Here is a 19,106-nt window from a genome sequence, read left to right on the forward strand (position 1 = left end):
CTAGGTAGATTACGGAGATTGTCCCGAATTCTGGGTTGAAGAAGAAAGCGAGAGAAGTGGATGCAGGTATGTTACCCATTTCATCGGGGATGACCACCAGGGATTGGAGAATTAATGGATTAAAAATAAAACTGGAGTTGAGCTATTCGTTGCTCAACTCCAGTTTGCGAAGTGTAGACATTACCGCAAGAACACCTAAAATCAGCGATCGGAGGGTCAATTTTTGTCTTGCAAGAATTGACGATTGCGAATTAGTCTATCGGGTTTTGGCAGATGAATTACAGGCGGCTGAGATCGATTCCAGCTTCTTTGGCAAAAGCGTCTAGGCTCTTGTGCTCTAGAGTTTTGATTGCCTTAGTTGAAAGACGTAGTTTGACCCAGCGTTTCCCACTTTCCCACCAAATTCTTTTGACTTGCAGGTTTGCTTCTTGTAATTTTTTCGTGCGACGGTGGGAGTGGGATACTGCCATTGCGTTGTTGGCTTTCTTGCCAGTCAGTTGACATCGACGTGCCATAGTTTGGTCTCCGATTGATTCTAGATTAGGATTTCTCACAGCCTTCTATTATATGCAATTGAGGGCTTTTGGCAAAAGTGAGATTAGTTTAGAGTCGTGAGGGCACGATCGACCGCCGCGATCGCGCGATCGATTTCTTCAGAAGTGACGATAAGCGGCGGGACGAATCGCAAGACTTTTGGACCCGCAGGGACGAGAAGAGCGCCTTCTTGGATGGCAATTTTGACGATGTCGGCTGCAGTGAAAGTGCTGTCGGAACTGAGTTCTAGACCGTCAATGAGGCCCCAACCGCGAACGTCGGAGATTAAATGAGGAAATTTTTGGGCGAGTTGGATGAGTCCTGAACGCAGTTGTTCGCCACGAGCTTGAACGTTTGCCAGAAGGTTCTCGCGTTCGAGTGTGTGGCAGACGGCAAGAGCAACAGCACAGGCAAAGGGATTACCGCCAAAAGTGCTAGCGTGATCCCCTGCGCTGAAGACGTTGCAATGAGATTTGCAGAGCATTGCACCAATGGGAACTCCGCCACCCAGACCTTTCGCAGATGTGAAAATGTCAGGTTCGATACCGAGATTCTCGTAACCCCAAAGTTTACCGCTGCGACCCATGCCGACTTGGACTTCGTCCATGATTAGGAGAATGCCTTTTTCGTCGCAGAGTTGGCGAACGGTTTGGAAATAGGCGCGATCGCCAGGACGAACTCCTCCTTCACCTTGTAAACCTTCGAGCATGATTGCTGCGACTTGAGGTTCGTTGCGATCGAGATCCGCGATCGCGCTCTTCAACGCTTCAACGTCATTGTAGGGAACGTAATGAAAGCCAGGGACTAGTGGATCAAAGTTTTGTTGATATTTGGGCTGTCCAGTGGCGGTGATGGTGGCAAGGGTGCGCCCGTGGAAACTCGCATTCGCGGTGATGATGATGGGATGAGTAATGTTACGAACTGTGTGAGCGTATTTGCGGGCAAGTTTGATGGCAGCTTCGTTGGCTTCAGCGCCGGAATTACAGAAGAAAGCGCGATCAGCACATGAATGCTCAACGAGCCATTTGGCGAGGTCACCTTGAGGGGTGTTGTAATAGAGATTGGAAATGTGGACAAGAGTTTGAGCTTGTTCGGTGACGGCTGCAATCATAGCGGGATGAGCGTGACCGAGAGTGCAGGTAGCAATTCCAGCGACGAAATCCAGATATTCTCGTCCTTGGTCGTCCCAAACTCGGCAGCCTGACCCACGCACAAGGGTTAGGGGAAAGCGGGCGTAAGTAGACATGACGTATTCGTCGAATTCTGCGCTGGAGAAGGGGGAGGATTTTACAAGGGTTTCTGGACTCACTGGCTTTTATCCTTGAATTTGGGGTGAAAAGAACATATTAATAGAAGTCTTTCGGGAGTGGGGAAAGGAATGAACTTTACGATAGAAGTTTGCTGACTTTATTTCATGAAACGGACATCTATATTTCGTGAAGGTTACGGTAAGCAAAGTTTGGAGAATGTTCTGAAACTGCTGAGCGATTTCTCTAAATGACGCGATCGCTTCCCCCATCCAGTGGCACTTGTGCTCCTGTCGTTTTGGCAAAGGTTTTACCCGCCATTGCTGCAACCATGATGGCGACCTCGTGCGAGGTGATTTCAGTTTTTAGGAGATTGCGAGTTTTATAAGCGTCTACCGTGAGTCCATAACGGGCAGCTCGACTTGACAGGACTTCTTCGCTCCAAATGCTTGTATCGTATACGCAGTCAGGATGCACCATATTGACTCGAATTCCAAAGGGAGCGAGTTCTAAAGCCGCGATTCGAGCGAGTTGAGTTAGTCCAGCTTTGGCAACGGAATAGGCGGCGGCTCCGGGTCCAGGGGCAAGGACATTGCGAGTTGCGATGATCACGATCGCAGGATCAATACCCTGTTTGAGAATCGGAATGCAGGCTTGTAAAAGTTGCTGATGGCTGGTGAGATTGACCGCTAAGCTTTGTTCCCAGATATCGGCAGAGAGATCCTCAATCAGTTGACTGCTTGGGAAGATGCCTGCGTTGGAGACCAAGATATCGAGTCCACCAAAGCGACGAGCTGCTTCTGTAACCGCATGATTCAAGATATGCGGTTCAGTCACATCGCCTTGAATACCGACAAAATCTGGTTTGTTCATTTGTTCAACGATCGCAGGGTTCAGATCGAGTCCGATTACGACTGCGCCTAGCGATCGTAGATATTCTGCACAAGCCCGACCAATGCCGCTGGCTGCTCCAGTTACAAGCGCAATTTTTCCCTGAAATTCAGGTTCAGCTTTTGCTTTTCCCAGTTTGGCTTGTTCTAATTCCCAGTACTCCATGTCGAATAGATCGTTTTCGGGTAAGGCTGTCCACCCTCCCAAAGTTTCGCCTGCCTGAATGGCTCGAATGGTGTGGTCTACAATGTCAGTCGTGATTTGAGCAGCTTTGATACTGCGGTCAAATGTGAGCGTTCCATAACCACTCCAGACTGCCCAACGTGGTGCGGGATCGAGACATGTCAAAGACCCATTGGTATGACGATCGAAGTAATTCCGATATTGTTTGGCATAGGTGTGAATGTCGGTTTCCGGGTCTGTTCCCAGGATCACTGGAATAGGTTTGGTGCGGATCACGTGATCGGGAGTGATCGGGCCTCTCGTGGCGATCTCGTTTACATTCGTCAGTCTGGAGAATCCGACGGCTTCTGCAGTTTGATTGAACTGTGCGAGCATCGGTTTGCCCTGGACTTGAGAAATGGTTTTGCGGATCGTGGCTAGCGTGATCCAATTTGGATCTGTAGCGGGGGCTGTAGCGGGTGTGCTCACGCCTTGATCTGTGAGGTATGTTTCAGCTTGGGTGACGAGATGAATCATCTGATCGTAGGCATCACGGGCTTTGTCGGCAAAGGTAAAGATGCCGTGGTGCATGAGGATCATGCCGTCATAATTGTCCCAGTTGAGATTGTGAGTGATTTCCCAAATTTTGCGGGCTAGGATAAAACCTGGCATGACGTAGGGGATGACCAAGATACGATCGCCGTACAATTCTCGAATTCGGGCTTCTCCGTTTGGGCTGTTTGTGATCGTGACGACTGCATCGGCATGGGTGTGATCGACATAAGCGAACGGGATAATGGCATGTAAGATCGCTTCGACTGAAGGAGTTGGAGCGTGGGGATTGAGCATTGCTGCTCGCTGCTGAGTCACCATTTCGGAATCGCTCAGGTGCTCTCGCTCGGCTAATCGCTTTAATACTTCTAATCGAACAGGAGCAAATCCTGCTGCTTCAATGGTGGCGAGATCCCAACCGCTGCCTTTAACGTAGAGAACTTCTTCTAGATCACCAAAGAAATTGGGAACCGTGGCTTTAACAGAAGTGTTGCCTCCTCCGTGCAGCACCAAGTCCGGTTCTCGTCCCAGGAGTTGCGAGGTGTAGACCCGCATCGCTAATGGATCGCTGGCAAATGTCTGAGCAATGGTATCGTCCCATTGATTTTTCATAGCTCTATCGCTCCTGAGTCTTTACAGCAGGTTTTACCTGCAGAAGTTCAGGTTCTCAGCCTAAATTGAAAATGTCAATCTTCTGAAGATGGGCGATGAGGGACTCGAATCCCTGATATCCCCTTGGTCAGGAGGAATCATTCGACACTGTTGGGTTGTTAACAACATTAGAACTACTTGAGTACTCATATGCCTAAGTCGTTTCTCTACTGAGATGAAACTTGGCGCTACGATCGCAGTTAATTTTGATGAATTGCAACCGATTGAGGCTCACCTTTAAGAGAGACTGATCGATATGACCTATCCTCTATTGAATGAATGACCTATGAATATAGAAAACGATTCTAGCGATCTTGTTGCTGATATTCTGGAACGCTTTCAAACTCTGATCAATGAAAACCTCAGCGAAGATGAGATTGAAGCTCGCCTCAAAACGGATTTTACAGAGGAAGAGCAAAAGATTATCAGTGAGACTTTTTTGAGCCTGCTCGAAGCAGGGGAGACCGAGCGCCACTTTCCATTAGATGGCTGAAGGGATAGAAGTAATATCGCGAAATTCGATTCCTACTTTGAGTCTTGCTGCTTTTGCATGAGGATCTCACTCAGAATTGCCTGAATTGACAGCACACAGAATGAGTTGGCAGAAAAAATCGTTGCTGACCTATGTGCACAGATGCAAGTCATATCACAAGGCAACGCCTTGCTCTCCCCGGTTTGGGATTCTATTCCCTTTACTATGGTTTTTGTCTCAATATCATGTAGGTAGGCACTGTAGCCACTTAATCAATCCAAAAATCTTCCCAATTTCTTAAATGAGCCTATAGGAACGGATAATATTTTGGCACTATTTTATTTTAACAGGAAATAATGGCCAGTTGTAAGCGAGTTTTAGTGGGAATCGTTTTTTATTAACATACGCCCCAACTTCTCCAAAACCAATCGCTCCCCTTATCTTGGTTATCTTTGGAGACGGTGAATCTTACAACCTTCAAACATGATGGGCGATGAGGGGCTCGAACCCCCGACATCCTCCTTGTAAGGGAGGCGCTCTACCAATTGAGCTAATCGCCCGCGCTTTGCGTGCTTAATTAATATAACAGATAATTCAAAATCTATTACGATTTTATCCAGATTTCTTTTTTGATTTGCGATGCCTTCTGGTCGGACACATGACAGCATTACTTTATGGAGCTTACCGATCGTGGCAGGAATCACGTTCGGATTAACTCAAAGCGGCAATCTGACGCTGCTCGTTTCCGGGGGATTTCTCTTTGCAGGGTTGATGTTTGGCCCAGATTTGGATATTTACTCGCAGCAGTATAAACGTTGGGGAATTCTGAGATGGATTTGGTTGCCTTATCGGCGGGGATTGCGTCATCGATCGCTGATTTCACATGGGGCAATTGTTGGGACAATTGGGCGAATTCTGTATCTCAGCGTTTGGATTGTCTTATTTGTGAGCGTCGGAATTGTTTTGAGCGCGATCGTACAACAGTTCTTTGGGGCGATTCCCAATTGGCAAAATACAGTTCAGGTTTCGATGAGCACTGTGATGCAGCAGAGTGTGAGTTTTATTCAACGCGCCCCGATCGAATGTCTTGCGTTAGGGATTGGATTAGAACTGGGGGCAATGAGTCACAGTTTGAGTGATTGGATTGGGTCTCGGATCAAACGCTGGAACAAGCGACGAAAGCGCTAAAGTGATTGAGTAAAAAATCTGGGAAGCCCTATGAATTCTTCAATGTCTGAAACGCTAGAAGCCTTGCAAAAGCTGATCGAAGTCGTTGCCCAATTACGAAATCCAGAAGGCGGATGTCCCTGGGATTTGGCACAAACGCCTCAATCCTTGATTCCGTATGTGATTGAAGAGGCTTATGAAGTGGTCGATGCGTTGCGGAGTGGAGATGAAGCTGCGATCGCAGATGAACTGGGTGATCTCTTACTGCAAGTCGTTCTCCAGGCGCAAGTCGCACAAGATCAACAGCAGTTTGATTTAGCGATCGTGGCAAGAAACATTACCGAAAAACTGATTCGTCGTCATCCGCATGTGTTTGACAATTTAGCAGTCGAGAGCGTGGATGAGGTGCATCAAAATTGGGAGAAAATTAAAGCAACAGAAGCTCTCAGCGAGACAAAGTTAAGCGATCAGTTGAGAAAATATGCGCGATCTCTGCCACCTTTAGTCGCTGGCATGAAGATTTCTAAGAAGGCGGCGAAGGCTGGATTTGAATGGGAATCGATGGATGGCGTTTGGGAAAAGTTTCAAGAAGAATTAGCAGAATTTCAACACGCGCTCCAGTATGAGAGTAAAGAAAATCAGCAGGCAGAACTGGGCGATCTGTTGTTTACCGTGATTAATTTGGCGCGATGGGCGAATCTCGATCCAGATGCCGCCCTTCAGGGGACAAACGATCGATTTATTCAGCGCTTGGTGCAGATGGAAGGGGTCGTCGATCGACCTTTATCAGAGTATTCGCTGGATGAATTAGAACAGTTCTGGCAGCAGGCAAAAGCGAAATTGGCAAAAAAAGAAAGCTAAGCTTTGGCAGTCTTAGATCTTGCTTGGGAAGGAAATATAATAGATGCCTGGAAATTCTATAAACCTAAACAATATCGAACTGTAGCTTCAATTTGCTGCATTTTTTCGGTAGAGAGTTGTCCAGATGATTCAGGCGGGAATCGGGTTGGATCAATCGATCTCATTTGAAAGCAAAGAAAAACTGTTTCTAGAGGAAGTCCGCTTTCTGCTGAGGAAACACGAACATTTGTTGGATAATCACGGCGAACATTTTCTCCTTTTGTTCCAACTACGACTGTCGCAACAAGATTTGCCTGATTAATCGCATTGATCGATAAAACGAGAACAGGACGCTTACCCGATTGCTCTCTTCCTTTTACGGGATTGAGATCGACAAAATAAATTTGCCCTCGCTGGATACTCATGAATCTGCAAGACCATCCATTTCGGTCACTGCAAATTCTGTATTGATTGCAGCAAGCTCGGTCTGAATGTCTGGGTCATCTGCCATTGCAGTAATTTCTTGATCCCAAACTGAGCGCTGTAATACTTTCTGAGCGCGTTGCATCAGAAAATCAACGAAGTCCTCGACTTCAACCAGTTTCTCTTGGGGAAGTTGGCGAATTTTTTCTAGTAATTGCTGCTCAGATTCTGCAAGCTTATCCATCTTTGCTTCATCGCCTTGAAGATATGACAATTGTATCCCGGAAACAAGAACTGGAATTACGGGTATTGCTCCTGGTTCTCGAATGGGTGGTGAGAATGCGCTGCTGATTCGTGGTTTCTAAAGAAGTGCAATCAAAACTGATGCACCACCTATTATTTTGTTAACCAATCCTGATGTTTGAACTAATGAAATTAATAGTGCAAAATCTTTAAGTTGGTTAATACCCACTAAGTCTGCCGCGGCGTTTGGTTTCGCGTTCTGACCAGCGAAAGAGAGTAATACCAATCACAAAATAAATGAGTCCATTGATCAAAGCGATCGCGAAAGTTCCCCAATTCAATCCTGCTTGCCGCGCCATCATATCCCGCATCAAACCTGCACCTGTGGTCATCGGAATCAAATAGCCTAAAATCTTTTGCGCTCCTGACCAAGTTTCAGTAGGAATTGTCAACACGAAGAGCAGTGAGAAATTGAGAATGCCTGCAATCTGTTGAACTGTTTTGAAAATCAGTGCCAAACTTCCGATCGCAAATGCTAATCCATATGCACCGAGAATCACAGTAATTAATGGCAGAATCAACGCTGCTGAGAATGATAGCCATCGTCCCGTGAGTGCCATGATGATGAAAAGGACGATCGTAATAACACCGCATTGAAGTAACAGATCTGAAACTGCTCTGAGCAACAGGATCTTCGTGATATTGAACGGCGAGATGAATAGCTGCTCTAAGGTTCCGACTTGGGCTTCGCGCTGTAAAGTGGCATTGATGCCATTCATGATAAAAATGACCAGTGACCACAAGGTATAGCCGACAATCACAGCATCTAAGCGATCTCCGAATCGAAATCCTGATCCTGCAATGTATCCAACACTGAGGAAAAGCCCGTAGAAGGTAATACTGAGTGCGATGACTCCGCCTAGAACTTCATGAGCATAGCGCTTGTACTGAATCCAACTCCATTTGAGTTGTGCAACAAATAATTCCAGCATTTATTTCTTTACCAATTTCAAGAACACATCTGCGAGGTTGGCTTGATCTTTTTCGATTCGCACGATCGCGCTTGGTTTTAAAATCTCTAAGCCTTGATACAGCAAGTCGATTTGCCGGATATAAATCGTTTTTCCTTCAATCACGGCATCGATCGCGGCTAATTTACTTCTGCAATCAGGGTCTAATTCCTGCTCTAATTCAATTCGATACGAGTCGCCAGAAAACTTTTGAATCAAAGTTTCTGTGCGTTCTTGAGCGACAATTTCACCCTGCTTAATAATCGCAACTCGATTAGATAATTCTTCTGCGATGTCTAGCTGGTGTGTAGTAAGGAGAATGGCTCGACCCTCTCCAGCGATTTCTCTGACCAATCGTTTTACAGTTTGAGTCGCTTCAATATCGAGTCCTAGTGTTGGTTCGTCGAGAAGAAGTAATTGTGGCTCATGAATTAGCGCAACTGCGATCGCTAATTTTTGCTGCATACCGCGTGAGAGATTTTGTACGATCGTCGATCGCTTATGCATCAGTTCAAATCGCTCGAGTAAAACTTTCGCCCGTTGCCGTGCCACATAGCCGCTTAATCCGCGTAGCACTCCAAAATATTCCAGATTTTCTTCAGGAGTTAAGCGCCAATAGACATTGCGATTGCCTTCGAGTACGGCTCCGACTGACTTTAGCGCGATCGACTGCTGGTGGGGATTCCGTCCTGCAATTTTGACTTGTCCTCGATCGGGCAAAACTAACCCAGCAATCATCTTGATTGTTGTAGTTTTGCCCGCACCATTTGCTCCCAAAAATGCCAGCACTTCATGGCTTTCGATTCCAAAAGATACATTTCGTACCGCTTCGACTGTCTTGCCTCCGCTGCGGTAGGTTTTCTGTAACTGGTCAACTTCTAAAACTTGCATCAATGTTCAATCGAAATGGCTCTGTGACTATGATGACAGATTCAATCTTCTGTCTTTGGTTTGTTTTTCTATAAGGCAATCCCAATTATATTAATATTTGTGAAATGGTATTGTCTAAATTCCACAAAAATGGTCTAGATTCTTGGCTGATACCGTGTTGTTCATTTCACAAAGGAGCAGTTTTTGTGACTGTGGAGCTACTACTCTCTTCTCAGGCTGATGATCAGTTGATTTCAGCTTTTTTCCGACAATCTCAGGGGCAATGGCGATCGGAGCGACGATATTACACGTTGCCCGGTGGCGAAGTTAAAGAGGTTAACAGTTTGCTGACTATCCGTTTTTTAGAACAGGGCGATGCGGAGCTGATAGAACTTGCCCGACTGCATGGACTTGCCGATGAAACCGCGATGACTTGCGGTGCGGCAGTGAGTTGGGAAAGCGAAAATAGCGCTTCGGGACGTGTAGAGTCCAAAGGCTCGACCCTGTTTGGGGTGATTGGCTCGGTGTTGTATCGCGATCGCGGTTTTGCCACCTCTAAGCCGATTACGGCTGGATTTTACTTCACCAATCCAGATACGCTTTGTCTGAGAACAGAGTACAAAGGCTCTGTGTTTGAAGAAGAACTCAAACTGGTGGGTGACAAATACCGCACCCGACAGACCATCATTTCACGCGCAGGTGAACAACTGATGATTGGTCAGTATCTGGAAAAACGTCTCGCTTAAGTCATGAAGCGTCTGTGCGAATTAGGGCTGAAGGAGTACAGGCGCTTTTTGATCTCCTCCGACAATAATCACTTTCGAGTTTTGCGAAGCGGCTAATTGCTGCATAGCTTCGATTTGCTTAAAGCGCAACGCTTGTTCACTTAATCCCTGCGACAAAATTCGTTGTGCATCCGCATTTCCCTGTGCTTCAATGCGTTTACGATCGGCTTCCTGCCGCTCCCGCTCCAAGACGAATTTCATTCGTTGTGCGTCTTGTTCTGCTTTCAGTTTTTCTTGTACTGATTTCTCTACGCTGTCTGGCAGTTTCACATTGCGGATCAGTGCATCTTCGATAATGATGCCGCGATCGCTCAACGCTTTGTTGAGATTCTCCCGAAGTTGTTGCGCTAAGGCTTGGCGATCGCTGGTGTAAATCGTTTTCGATTCAAAATTTGCGGTTGCACTCCGCATCAGCGATCGTACTTGGGGAACCAGCACGATTTCTTCATAGTTCATGCCGACCGTTTGATAAAGCTGTTTTGCTTTTGCTGGATCAATTCGATACAAAACACTAATATCGACATTCAGCATTAAGCCTTCTTTTGTAGGCGTTTGTAATGTCTCTTTGAATTCGCGGGTTTGAGTCGAAAAAGTAACCATACGAGCCGTTGGACTCTTGAGGTGAACTCCTGGTGTAAGCGGTTGTTCTGAGACTTGACCATAGAAATCGACGATGCCAATTTCTCCAGTCGAAATCACCGTGATAGAACGTAGTAATGTGATCAATCCACCCATGCCAAGGAGCGCGGCAATAACAATCAACGGAATCTTCGATCGCAGATTCAAACTCATAGATTGCATATTTTTTTACCTTTTGATTGAGATGGAGTTAAAGTACCCAAATCGCTAGCCTTGCAATGAGATACAACTGTGATCGCGGACTTTCCCAGCTTCAAAGGTTAAGAACCGGATAAGGTTTTCTGTGCGAGTTGTGTAAGTTGTTTAACCTGTTCAAATTCAGGTGCATTCGTTACAGTTTCAGACTGTAACCAGAGAAGAAATTCAATATTTCCAGCAGGTCCTAAAAGTGGCGACCAAGTTAAGCCTTGATAGTGCCAGCCCAAGGATGTTGCAGCGTCTAAAACTTGCACGATTGCACTGGCTTGATCTTTGAAATCTCGCACGACACCTTTTTTACCAATGCGATCTTTTCCTACTTCAAACTGGGGTTTCACCAGCAACACTAATTCTCTTGGAACTTGTAATAATTCCCACAATGCGGGCAGAATTTTTGTTAGCGAGATAAACGAAACGTCAACCACAGCTAAATCAGGAATGGGTTGATCTGCTTGATATAATTCCTCAGCTTTTAGATGTCGAATGTTTGTTCTTTCTCGTAAAATCACGCGCGGATCTTGACGCAAACTCCATGCCACTTGTCCGTATCCAACATCAATTCCATACACCAATTTTGCGCCGGATTGTAATAGGCAATCTGTGAAGCCCCCGGTTGAAATTCCGCCGTCCAAACAGACTCGATCGCTGACGTTAATCTGAAATTCTTCGAGCGCTTTGATCAGTTTTTCTCCTCCGCGTGAGACGAAACGCGATCGCGCTTTTACCTCAATTTCAGCATTGACTTCAACTTCCGTTCCCGGTTTATCAATCAATTGCTGATTCACGCGCACTTCCCCAGCTTGAATTAAGCGCTGAGCCTGTTGGCGCGACGTACACAACGCACGATCGACAAGTAACGTATCCAGTCGTTGTTTAGACATTTCAAATCTTGAGCAAGCAATGTCTGCTCATTATTACGCAATCCGGGGGACGTCACACGTCCGACAAACCTAGTTTAATGTCAGGAAAGTAATGTTGAAGAAAATCGCTTGAGCCAATTTCCGTATGAGACTAGCCACTCGACGTTCTGAACTCCATACGTCAAAACTCTTGCAAGACTTTCTGCGACAACATGATGGCGAAACCATTCGGTTAGGCGATCTGATTCGAGGATTGGGTAAGCGATCGTTTGGACCGACACTCTTGATCTGTGCTTTACCGGAAGCCTTACCGTTACCGATCGCGGGAGTCTCTGCCTTTATCGGGATGCCTTTGGTTTTGGTTTCGCTTCAGTTAATGCTGGGCTATACAACCCCGTGGTTTCCGAAATGGATTGCGAATCGATCGATAAAACGAAAAGACTTTGAGAAAGGTGTAAACATTGTTTTACGTTATCTGGCTCGATTCGAGAAAATCATTCGTCCAAGATGGAAATTGATCACAACTCCGATCGCAGAACGGTTATTATCAATTTTCTTCTTTCTACTGGCTTGCGTGATTGTTCTGCCGATTCCCTTTGGAAATTTCTTGCCTGCGATCGCGCTCGTCATTATCAGTCTAGGACTGATTGAGGGCGATGGTTTAGTGATTGTCGTTGGAATTATTACTGCTTGTCTTGTGCTGGCAGTTATGGCAGGTGCGATCGTCGCTTTCTTTTCCTGGAGCATGACCGTGATCAAGCTCTGAATTCAATACTCAAAGAACTCCGAAGTCTAAACCCCGGAGTTCTCAGCACTGTAGCTAGGATCTAGGTTTTCTGTGTATTGCAGACGTAATTCATCACTGTATGAGCACTACTTCCCGCCCTTGGCTGAAACATCATGCCAGCTTCGCCATAATCAAACTTCTGAATCAGTTTGCGATTCTTCGTATAGGCATTCACCTTGCGTAACCGTTGCGCCTTCGCTCCACAATCTAACGACCAGCGAACTACTGCGCCGTGCACCGGCTGATCGACCTTCGTATCCAAAAACGCATTATTCGGCTCAGGAAATTCTCGATACTCCCAATACCAAACGATATTGCCATTGCGCTGAATCGTGCTGGTATCGACGAAAAACCGATCTTTTGCCTCGTTTTCTGTCACTTTTGTCCATTCCGCAGCACTTGCTGCCGGAGCGATCGCTGCACAAATTAAGCCAGCGATCGCCAAATTCAAAACAGCTTTCATTATCTTTGACTCGGTTGTTCAGTAATCGGGCTATTGGGGTTGCTCCCGCGTGTGGGTAGCGTAAGATTGCGAATCGCTTGTAAGGCAGATTGATCTCTCGGACGCTCATCTAATGCGCGCTGAAAATAGAGCCGTGCCGTCTTCTGATCTTTGCGCTGCGCTGCCTCAATCCCGGCTGCCATATAGCGATCGTAAAACGTCTTGGCAGTGGGTTTTCCAGGCTCCGTCACCTGATATGCTTTCACAACTTTCTGGACATAGGGAGCCGTTTCACGCGCATTGAACTTCGTTGGGTCGCCCGTCATCCACCAAGCTGCTAGGCGTTGAACCGCAGTCGTCTCATTCGTGTCTCTTGCGTATTGTTTAACCGCATCGCGCATGACACAAGTGACAATCGAACGTGCTGCTGCTGCATTGGCTTGAAACTCAGTCGGAGATAACTCTTTTCCTCCACATTGTTTTGACCAACGTGTGACATTTTCAGGTTTCACCTGCCAATCACTGTACAGACCTGTTACAGGTTTTTCTGGCTTAGAAGCTTGGCGCATGGCTTCAACAAGCCGAACAATCTGAGCATCCGTCATCTGAGCCGAGACAGGTGCAGCGATCAGACTTAGTGCAACGATAAAGCTTGATCGCGCTACAAGTTGCTTACAAAATTGCATAACCGCCTTTAAAGTTTTGCATTAAATGGAAATTAGGATCTGAGGACTATTTTGGTTGGATTAAAGTGCCACCCTGCGACAAACCGTATTTTACTTGAAGATCAGAAAATGAATCAGAATTTCAGCTTCAAAAAACTATGGAGGAATGGTGGAAAAAGATCAAGCGTGCGCTTAACAATTGCTTAAGTTTATGCATTACAAAAAAAAGGAGAGAATCAATTTCCCTCCTTTTTCATAGTTTGTCCGAATCGCCGTTTTTACTTGTTCACGTGACCCACGACTTGATCTTTCAACTTGTTGAACTCCTCGCCCAACTCACTCCGATTCGAGGCTTTGAGCAAATAGCGATAAATGAACCAAACGCTATATCCTAAGCCGATTAATTCAAACGTCGGCTCCAACAAAGGCACTTCATTAATTGCCCCAAGCAGTGCAAGCGTTAATTTCACAGACACGATCGAACCAAAAATCAAACCTGCAACCACGAGGGGTTTGCGTTGTTCTGAGAAAAACTTACCCAACAATTCTGGCAGAGTTGACAAAACCGTATAAGTTTTGTCTGCGATCTCGCGCCATTGCTCAGAGGATACACCAGATGACACAGGCGCTAGAGTTCCAGCCTCATCCATTTTGATTTTCGTTGGTGTTTCGACAGCGGTGGGGGTTTCCATTTCTTTCACTTCAGGTTCCATACTAAATTCCTTGGAAACAATAACCTAAATTCGTCTCGCTGGGCTAGACCTCCCAGTAATACGGACAGTAGCAGAATTCAAAATTGATTTTCGCTATCTCTCAAACATAGCGAAAGTTCAGACAGGAACTTGTCACTAGCAGGATAGATCATGACTTAAGAATTTGAATTCTGTAAACCCTACTTTTGATGAATTTTGAATCTGAACTAGAAGGTTCGAGTCCGGTCAAGTTTCACAATATAGTTAATTTGTTCTAGTCAGCTTCAGTTGACATTATCATATGTCGCGATCGTAATTTCAGCGCGTATTCTCACTTATTTTTTCCGAGCTTTTAGTTCTTAAAACTACAGTATGTCCCCATCTGTAATCGGTTTGGGGAAATTAGGGGATGCGCAAAACTCAAGCATGGCTTGCCAAATTTCAGGTTTTTGATCCGTCAACCCGTGATCGCTCTCCAGTTCAATGAATTTCACCCACGATCGCGTTTCTGCAAAGGTTCGACTCTGCGCGATCGGAATAATTTCATCCCGAATGCCATGCAAAATTAAGGTCGGGATCGGTTTCTGAAGTTGCGCTTCGTCGTATTGCTCTAAATCTTCGACAATTCCGTAATTCAAGAAGCGCGATCGCTGGTCGCCATAGTGATAAATCGACAGTGGATTTCCCGATCTCCATTTTTCTAATTCTTTTGGATCAAATCGGGGGAGCCAATGTTCGAGGTAATTGAATGCTGGGGCAAGCAGAATAATGCGATCGACGAAATCACAGCCTTCAGCAATCCAAGCGGCTGTTAATCCGCCAAAGCTCGAACCAATTAGGGTGACAGGTTCATCGATCAAGGCTCGAACTTGTCGGATTTGGCGAGTCAGCGTGAGATTTTGAAAATCCCCTTGATTGAGATCAGGAATTTCTAGAGAGAGACGAAGGGATTGAAAGCGATCGCGAAGACGTTCGGCTTTGATCGATCGCGGACTCGACGCAAACCCATGTAGATAGAAATATTTCATCTCTCTCAAGAATTTAATAACTAATTTGCAATGTCACTGAGCCTTCTACTCGTTGTTCTCCACCGATCACCGGACTCGGAGCTGCTGAAACTTTCGCATCTCGCATCTGCATTAACGCCGCTTCCCGAAAAACTGGAGTAGGAGGCGTTGCGCCATTAATCTGAACACTGACGATGTCTTTGCGCGTCAGATTCAATGCACTAAAGACGGCATCTGCCTGAGTCTGCGCGTCTTGGGTTGCTTTGCGTAGCGCCACTTTCTGGGCTGCTGCGATCGCAGCATCCGAAGCCACAAAACTCACGCTATCAATCCGAGTCGCCCCTGCGCGCACTGCTTCATCTAAAATTCCACCCGCGCGCTCATTTGACGTACGAAATGAAACGGTATTAGAAGCCGTATAACCAATCAATGTCTGACGATTATTCGCGTAGTCATACCGAGGACTCAAATTAATCCCAGTTGTTTCCAACTTCTCAACCTGACGCGATTTCAAGAAATTGACAACCGAATTCGATTTGCGGGCTACTTCCTGCTGTACTTCATTCGCAGTCTTACCCTGCACCTCAACTCCCAACCGCACTTGTGCCAGTGTCGTCTGGATATCTTCAAATCCACGACCCGAAACCGTCAATGTCCGCATGAGTTTCTCCTGAGCAAAGGCAGGACTGATCATTGCAAAGCTCATCATTCCAACTGCGATCGGCACAGCACTCAGCCAGTGAGATTTCCGAACTAAACTCATCATCACCAATATCCATTGCGTAAGAATCCTTTTACTGTGCCATCGAATTGAATCCTTGCCGCGCTCAGTTACGCTTTTCGCAACCTGATTCAGAGTTTAGAAAAGTTAAGTTTTCTTAAACGGTGTAGCAATATTGCCGTACCCCTCTATGTTTGTTTATTAAGGAACCCAGGAACGCGCGAAATCGTTTATGATTAGTAATCATGTTCTACGCAATTTACCAGTAGTTCGCTAAAATAGTAGGGTAGAATCTAATACTCAAAAAGATTAGTTCTATCTCTTGATTTATCACTGATCGGGAACGCTAACCACAGATGGCAAATTCATCGATGCCCCTCTTAATCTTGCCGGATTGCCGATGTTATGTTGCCACTGTCTTCTTTCCACTTGAATGAGTCTGACTCGATTCAAGAGTTGCGCCTAGTCCCTTTACTGCTTCAACAATGACTTTAAGAGTGTCGCCTCCCCAGTCTCGCCTTCCGAGCCTCTCTCTTTTTACGCTTCATCCTCGATCTTTGATGAGAAAGCTCCCTTGCGATCCCTGCGATCCAAAAAATCCCTAAAGTTCTGTTCAGTACGAGACTGCGGAGAAAATCAAACTGCGGTCTAATTTCGATTACATAGAGTTATTTCGCTCAGGAGAAGCACATGCTACACCGCAAGATCTATCAACTCTGTTGTGACGGTCGCGAAGTCTGGATCTTCTTGCGGGATCAACAGCGCTGGATCGAACGTGCCAAAATCCTTGATATCGAAGGTGATCTGGTCACACTGCGCTACGAAACCGAAGAAGAAGATGAAAATTGCTCTTGGGAAGAAATGGTCCGCCTCGAAAGCATTGGGGCGGTAACTCAAAAGCTTGCCTCTGTTCCAAAAGGCTGTGTCGAACCCCTGGTTTCCGATGATTGTCCTGAAGCGGAACAACTCTCAAACCCACCCTTCGACAAACGCGAAGACTAAGACTAATTCAGCTTCGGCAAATTTAAGGCAAGAGAGGAGAGAGCAATCTTTCCTCTCTTTGCTTTTTAGCTTTTTTAGCGCCTCATTTCGTTGCAATCGAGGTGTCTCTGAAGCAGACGAGAAACTCAATTCCAAGGTTTTTCAAAATAGTCCGGGCAATCGATCGCATCTTCAGACAGTGCGCTCATTGGATGAACTGGGCATTTGAGATTGTAATCGCCTGTAAAGAATTGACAGTCTGGGCAGGGAATTTGATGCATGTGTTTAGCTTGATTCACGGCATCACGAGTCGCTGCGAACACCCGCCAGACCAGCATCAAGACTAAGCTCCATGCCACCACAAAGCAAATCGGAACCAGAAACGGACGAAACCAGATGATCAGATGCGCCAAAAAATTAAAGAGCATAAGTTAAAAATAAAGCTGATCGATTCGGGCAGTTTAGGATAAATATTAATAGAGCCTGCTGGCATCTATCCCTGGCTTAAGGGTTATTTACCAAGTTCCGCGATCGCCCCCCCTTCACAGACACTACTATGAGAGTTTCTCTTGCCTCCAGTCCCGCGCAATCTAAGCAGCTTCGTCACCAGCTTGCTCACCCTGAAGATTCCCTTTCTTATGAGTTGGGCAAAGCTGTCCAAGAACTGCCCCCGGTCTACACCCGATTTATGGCAGGCAGTATCAGTGTTCTTGTATTAGGCACGATTGGCTGGGCACACTTTAGCGAAGTGGAAGAAGTCGCGAATGCCCAGGGTAAATTAATTCCTTCGACTGAGGTTCGACCCTTCCGCGCTCCCAGTGTGGGGACGATTACGAAGATCAATGTGAAGCCTGGACAGATTGTCCAAAAAGGGCAAACTTTAATGGAGATTGATCCAGGTGCGACTGAAACCAATGTCGCGAGTTTGCAGAACGACGCGAGAAAAATTCAAGAAGACATTCGCCGATTAGAAGCAGAAAGTCAAGGGAAAGCTTCGACTGGCAACGAATTACAAGATCAGTTGATTGCATCGCGTCAGCGTGAATTTAGTGACAAGCAAAATGCAGCGATCGCAGAAGCGAATCGGCAAAGCGCAACCATTTCTGAAGCTCAAAATCGTCTAGAACGGTTTCAAGAGAATCTGGTTAATGCGCGTGCCACATTGACCAATGCGACAGCCAGCAAAGCTGATGCGCGCGCAAATTTGGAGATTGCCCAAGAACGCCGCCAACGCTTACGATCGCTCGAAAATACGGGAGCCGTTCCCCATTTAGAGATTCTGAATGCAGCCGCTCAAGTCACTCAAGCGAGCCAACAGTTGACCAGTGCTGTGAATCAGATCAACGAAGCCCAAGGACAGATTGTTTCGCTGGAAAAAGAAATTGACGCGCAGCGAGACCGAATTCGCCAAGCTCAACAAGCTTTTGAGTCTGCGAAAAGTACCGCAATGGGCTTAGCACCTCAGCGCCAGTCAGAAGTCTTGACTCAGTTAAAACAGCGTCGAGAAGAATTAACTCGCAAACAAGGTGAAATCGCCGTTGCAACTCAGCAGCGCAAAGATCGTGAAGCCTTAACCGCACCCTTCACAGGTGTGGTGTACAACCAGAAAGCCACATTAGGTCCGATTCAGCAAGGTGAGGAACTGCTCTCGATCGTGCCTGAAGACAAAGACTTAATTCTGGAAGTGAAGATTCTCAACCGAGATATCGGCTTTATCCGTCCGGGAATGAAAGCGAAAGTCAAACTTGCAACTTTCCCATATCAAGAGTTTGGCATCATTGAAGGCGAACTCGTTTCTGTGAGTCCAGATGCGGTCGTTGAAAAAGATGCGAATGGGCAAGATCTAGGCCCGGTCTTTCCAGCTAAGGTGAGAATCGATCGTAAGGCGATCCAAGTGCGCGGCAAAGATGTGGAACTTTCCCCAGGGATGGCGGGAACGGCGGATATCGTGACTCGGAAGAAATCGATTCTGTCTTTCTTGACTGAACCCGTCACGAAGCGGTTTAACGAAGCCTTCTCTGTTCGCTAATTCTCGACCGTTTCAGGAATCGGGGATCTGCTTGGATCCTCGATTTTTTGGTTTTTTCAAGACTTATGCAAAAAATCTTAATTTAACAGAACGTAATATTTCACATCTGCGCTATGATAGACCATAGTGTAGCGAAACGATTGCGTCTGACCACTCCCCTCAACCTTCGAGCGGAAGTAACGTGAGGAAACTCCCGGAGCGATCGAGCTAACCGACTAGGAGCTATCGCTGCGATTTT

22 protein-coding genes and 1 tRNA gene are annotated in these 19,106 nt (G+C 46.2%); 7 read left to right on the top strand and 16 right to left on the bottom strand.

Features of this window, described 5'->3' with window-relative positions; genetic code table 11:
• Positions 1 to 278: 278 nt before the first annotated feature.
• The 3 genes from rpmB to J0L70_RS10615 form a co-directional block, all read right to left on the bottom strand.
• Complete coding sequence (gene rpmB / locus J0L70_RS10605) at positions 279 to 515, bottom strand: 50S ribosomal protein L28 (RefSeq protein ID WP_017286436.1); 237 nt, start codon at positions 513 to 515, stop codon at positions 279 to 281.
• 83 nt (positions 516 to 598) lie between these two features.
• Positions 599 to 1,780 (bottom strand): aspartate aminotransferase family protein, encoded by a 1,182-nt coding sequence (locus J0L70_RS10610; RefSeq protein WP_287454454.1) that lies wholly within the window; start codon positions 1,778 to 1,780, stop codon positions 599 to 601.
• Positions 1,781 to 2,027: 247 nt separating this feature from the next.
• A complete protein-coding gene (locus J0L70_RS10615) occupies positions 2,028 to 3,998 on the bottom strand; it encodes a bifunctional aldolase/short-chain dehydrogenase (protein ID WP_287454456.1) in 1,971 nt (656 codons plus the stop codon).
• A 325-nt stretch (positions 3,999 to 4,323) separates the two neighbouring features.
• Here J0L70_RS10615 and J0L70_RS10620 point away from each other — a divergent pair, with 325 nt between their 5' ends.
• Positions 4,324 to 4,530 (top strand): hypothetical protein, encoded by a 207-nt coding sequence (locus J0L70_RS10620; RefSeq protein ID WP_017286439.1) that lies wholly within the window; start codon positions 4,324 to 4,326, stop codon positions 4,528 to 4,530.
• Between the two features lie 466 nt (positions 4,531 to 4,996).
• On the opposite strand, the gene J0L70_RS10625 is transcribed toward J0L70_RS10620, so the two are convergent.
• Positions 4,997 to 5,069 (bottom strand) — tRNA-Val (locus J0L70_RS10625).
• Positions 5,070 to 5,148: 79 nt separating this feature from the next.
• Here J0L70_RS10625 and J0L70_RS10630 point away from each other — a divergent pair.
• Positions 5,149 to 5,697, top strand: a complete 549-nt coding sequence (locus tag J0L70_RS10630) for a metal-binding protein (RefSeq protein ID WP_190647203.1) — start codon at positions 5,149 to 5,151, stop codon at positions 5,695 to 5,697.
• A 30-nt stretch (positions 5,698 to 5,727) separates the two neighbouring features.
• On the top strand, positions 5,728 to 6,537 hold the full coding sequence (mazG, locus tag J0L70_RS10635; RefSeq protein ID WP_242044202.1) for a nucleoside triphosphate pyrophosphohydrolase: 810 nt from the start codon (positions 5,728 to 5,730) through the stop codon (positions 6,535 to 6,537).
• Between the two features lie 56 nt (positions 6,538 to 6,593).
• Here mazG and J0L70_RS10640 read toward each other — a convergent pair whose 3' ends face one another.
• From J0L70_RS10640 to J0L70_RS10655, 4 genes are all read right to left on the bottom strand, one after another.
• Positions 6,594 to 6,941, bottom strand: a complete 348-nt coding sequence (locus J0L70_RS10640; RefSeq protein ID WP_017286442.1) for a type II toxin-antitoxin system PemK/MazF family toxin — start codon at positions 6,939 to 6,941, stop codon at positions 6,594 to 6,596.
• Positions 6,938 to 7,183, bottom strand: a complete 246-nt coding sequence (locus J0L70_RS10645) for a DUF2281 domain-containing protein (protein ID WP_017286443.1) — start codon at positions 7,181 to 7,183, stop codon at positions 6,938 to 6,940. Before J0L70_RS10645 ends, J0L70_RS10640 begins: the two co-directional genes overlap by 4 nt.
• 217 nt (positions 7,184 to 7,400) lie before the next feature.
• Positions 7,401 to 8,174, bottom strand: coding sequence for an ABC transporter permease (locus J0L70_RS10650; RefSeq protein WP_287454462.1), 774 nt, complete (start codon positions 8,172 to 8,174; stop codon positions 7,401 to 7,403).
• Complete coding sequence (locus J0L70_RS10655; RefSeq protein ID WP_190647207.1) at positions 8,175 to 9,083, bottom strand: ABC transporter ATP-binding protein; 909 nt, start codon at positions 9,081 to 9,083, stop codon at positions 8,175 to 8,177.
• Between the two features lie 185 nt (positions 9,084 to 9,268).
• Here J0L70_RS10655 and J0L70_RS10660 point away from each other — a divergent pair, with 185 nt between their 5' ends.
• Complete coding sequence (locus J0L70_RS10660; RefSeq protein WP_017286446.1) at positions 9,269 to 9,808, top strand: phycobiliprotein lyase; 540 nt, start codon at positions 9,269 to 9,271, stop codon at positions 9,806 to 9,808.
• Between the two features lie 21 nt (positions 9,809 to 9,829).
• Here the strand turns inward: J0L70_RS10660 and J0L70_RS10665 are convergent, their stop codons facing one another.
• Together J0L70_RS10665 and J0L70_RS10670 are read right to left on the bottom strand one after the other, a co-directional pair.
• Entirely contained in the window at positions 9,830 to 10,648 is an 819-nt protein-coding gene (locus J0L70_RS10665) for a prohibitin family protein (RefSeq protein ID WP_287454465.1), read from the bottom strand.
• Positions 10,649 to 10,746: 98 nt separating this feature from the next.
• Positions 10,747 to 11,565 (bottom strand): TlyA family RNA methyltransferase, encoded by an 819-nt coding sequence (locus J0L70_RS10670; RefSeq protein WP_287454466.1) that lies wholly within the window; start codon positions 11,563 to 11,565, stop codon positions 10,747 to 10,749.
• A gap of 124 nt (positions 11,566 to 11,689) precedes the next feature.
• Here J0L70_RS10670 and J0L70_RS10675 point away from each other — a divergent pair, with 124 nt between their 5' ends.
• Entirely contained in the window at positions 11,690 to 12,310 is a 621-nt protein-coding gene (locus J0L70_RS10675; RefSeq protein ID WP_017286449.1) for an exopolysaccharide biosynthesis protein, read from the top strand.
• 61 nt (positions 12,311 to 12,371) lie between these two features.
• On the opposite strand, the gene J0L70_RS10680 is transcribed toward J0L70_RS10675, so the two are convergent.
• The 5 genes from J0L70_RS10680 to J0L70_RS10700 form a co-directional block, all read right to left on the bottom strand.
• Positions 12,372 to 12,794, bottom strand: a complete 423-nt coding sequence (locus J0L70_RS10680) for a surface-adhesin E family protein (RefSeq protein ID WP_287454468.1) — start codon at positions 12,792 to 12,794, stop codon at positions 12,372 to 12,374.
• The gene (locus J0L70_RS10685) at positions 12,794 to 13,459 is read right to left on the bottom strand and encodes a hypothetical protein (protein ID WP_190647216.1); all 666 of its coding nucleotides are present in this window, start codon (positions 13,457 to 13,459) and stop codon (positions 12,794 to 12,796) included. The genes J0L70_RS10680 and J0L70_RS10685 overlap by 1 nt, the downstream gene beginning before the upstream one ends.
• A 257-nt stretch (positions 13,460 to 13,716) precedes the next feature.
• Complete coding sequence (locus tag J0L70_RS10690; RefSeq protein ID WP_017286452.1) at positions 13,717 to 14,151, bottom strand: CAAD domain-containing protein; 435 nt, start codon at positions 14,149 to 14,151, stop codon at positions 13,717 to 13,719.
• A gap of 344 nt (positions 14,152 to 14,495) precedes the next feature.
• A complete protein-coding gene (locus tag J0L70_RS10695) occupies positions 14,496 to 15,158 on the bottom strand; it encodes a YqiA/YcfP family alpha/beta fold hydrolase (RefSeq protein ID WP_287454472.1) in 663 nt (220 codons plus the stop codon).
• Positions 15,159 to 15,171: 13 nt separating this feature from the next.
• A complete protein-coding gene (locus J0L70_RS10700; protein WP_287454473.1) occupies positions 15,172 to 15,903 on the bottom strand; it encodes an SIMPL domain-containing protein in 732 nt (243 codons plus the stop codon).
• Between the two features lie 645 nt (positions 15,904 to 16,548).
• Between J0L70_RS10700 and J0L70_RS10705 the strand changes: the two genes are divergently transcribed.
• A complete protein-coding gene (locus J0L70_RS10705; RefSeq protein WP_017286455.1) occupies positions 16,549 to 16,860 on the top strand; it encodes a DUF6679 family protein in 312 nt (103 codons plus the stop codon).
• Between the two features lie 125 nt (positions 16,861 to 16,985).
• On the opposite strand, the gene J0L70_RS10710 is transcribed toward J0L70_RS10705, so the two are convergent.
• Positions 16,986 to 17,267 (bottom strand): hypothetical protein, encoded by a 282-nt coding sequence (locus J0L70_RS10710; protein ID WP_190647220.1) that lies wholly within the window; start codon positions 17,265 to 17,267, stop codon positions 16,986 to 16,988.
• Positions 17,268 to 17,395: 128 nt separating this feature from the next.
• On the opposite strand from J0L70_RS10710, the gene J0L70_RS10715 reads away from it, so the two are divergent.
• Positions 17,396 to 18,868: a beta-barrel domain-containing protein gene (locus J0L70_RS10715; protein WP_287454475.1), complete on the top strand. Its 1,473-nt coding sequence runs from the start codon at positions 17,396 to 17,398 to the stop codon at positions 18,866 to 18,868.
• Positions 18,869 to 19,106 lie beyond the last annotated feature (238 nt).

Origin of the sequence: Leptolyngbya sp. UWPOB_LEPTO1 (assembly GCF_017302695.1) — a bacterium.
Taxonomy (GTDB): Bacteria; Cyanobacteriota; Cyanobacteriia; order Leptolyngbyales; family Leptolyngbyaceae; genus Leptolyngbya; species Leptolyngbya boryana.

Coding starts and splice junctions, on each gene's coding strand:
- J0L70_RS10610 (WP_287454454.1), bottom strand. CDS start 1,780: ATGTCTACTTACGCCCGCTTTCCCCTAACCCTTGTGCGTGGGTCAGGC.
- J0L70_RS10685 (WP_190647216.1), bottom strand. CDS start 13,459: ATGCAATTTTGTAAGCAACTTGTAGCGCGATCAAGCTTTATCGTTGCA.
- J0L70_RS10715 (WP_287454475.1), top strand. CDS start 17,396: ATGAGAGTTTCTCTTGCCTCCAGTCCCGCGCAATCTAAGCAGCTTCGT.
- J0L70_RS10655 (WP_190647207.1), bottom strand. CDS start 9,083: ATGCAAGTTTTAGAAGTTGACCAGTTACAGAAAACCTACCGCAGCGGA.
- J0L70_RS10650 (WP_287454462.1), bottom strand. CDS start 8,174: ATGCTGGAATTATTTGTTGCACAACTCAAATGGAGTTGGATTCAGTAC.
- J0L70_RS10645 (WP_017286443.1), bottom strand. CDS start 7,183: ATGGATAAGCTTGCAGAATCTGAGCAGCAATTACTAGAAAAAATTCGC.
- mazG (WP_242044202.1), top strand. CDS start 5,728: ATGAATTCTTCAATGTCTGAAACGCTAGAAGCCTTGCAAAAGCTGATC.
- J0L70_RS10670 (WP_287454466.1), bottom strand. CDS start 11,565: ATGTCTAAACAACGACTGGATACGTTACTTGTCGATCGTGCGTTGTGT.
- J0L70_RS10615 (WP_287454456.1), bottom strand. CDS start 3,998: ATGAAAAATCAATGGGACGATACCATTGCTCAGACATTTGCCAGCGAT.
- J0L70_RS10630 (WP_190647203.1), top strand. CDS start 5,149: ATGCCTTCTGGTCGGACACATGACAGCATTACTTTATGGAGCTTACCG.
- J0L70_RS10620 (WP_017286439.1), top strand. CDS start 4,324: ATGAATATAGAAAACGATTCTAGCGATCTTGTTGCTGATATTCTGGAA.
- rpmB (WP_017286436.1), bottom strand. CDS start 515: ATGGCACGTCGATGTCAACTGACTGGCAAGAAAGCCAACAACGCAATG.
- J0L70_RS10680 (WP_287454468.1), bottom strand. CDS start 12,794: ATGAAAGCTGTTTTGAATTTGGCGATCGCTGGCTTAATTTGTGCAGCG.
- J0L70_RS10690 (WP_017286452.1), bottom strand. CDS start 14,151: ATGGAACCTGAAGTGAAAGAAATGGAAACCCCCACCGCTGTCGAAACA.
- J0L70_RS10640 (WP_017286442.1), bottom strand. CDS start 6,941: ATGAGTATCCAGCGAGGGCAAATTTATTTTGTCGATCTCAATCCCGTA.
- J0L70_RS10705 (WP_017286455.1), top strand. CDS start 16,549: ATGCTACACCGCAAGATCTATCAACTCTGTTGTGACGGTCGCGAAGTC.
- J0L70_RS10675 (WP_017286449.1), top strand. CDS start 11,690: ATGAGACTAGCCACTCGACGTTCTGAACTCCATACGTCAAAACTCTTG.
- J0L70_RS10710 (WP_190647220.1), bottom strand. CDS start 17,267: ATGCTCTTTAATTTTTTGGCGCATCTGATCATCTGGTTTCGTCCGTTT.
- J0L70_RS10700 (WP_287454473.1), bottom strand. CDS start 15,903: ATGATGAGTTTAGTTCGGAAATCTCACTGGCTGAGTGCTGTGCCGATC.
- J0L70_RS10665 (WP_287454465.1), bottom strand. CDS start 10,648: ATGCAATCTATGAGTTTGAATCTGCGATCGAAGATTCCGTTGATTGTT.
- J0L70_RS10695 (WP_287454472.1), bottom strand. CDS start 15,158: ATGAAATATTTCTATCTACATGGGTTTGCGTCGAGTCCGCGATCGATC.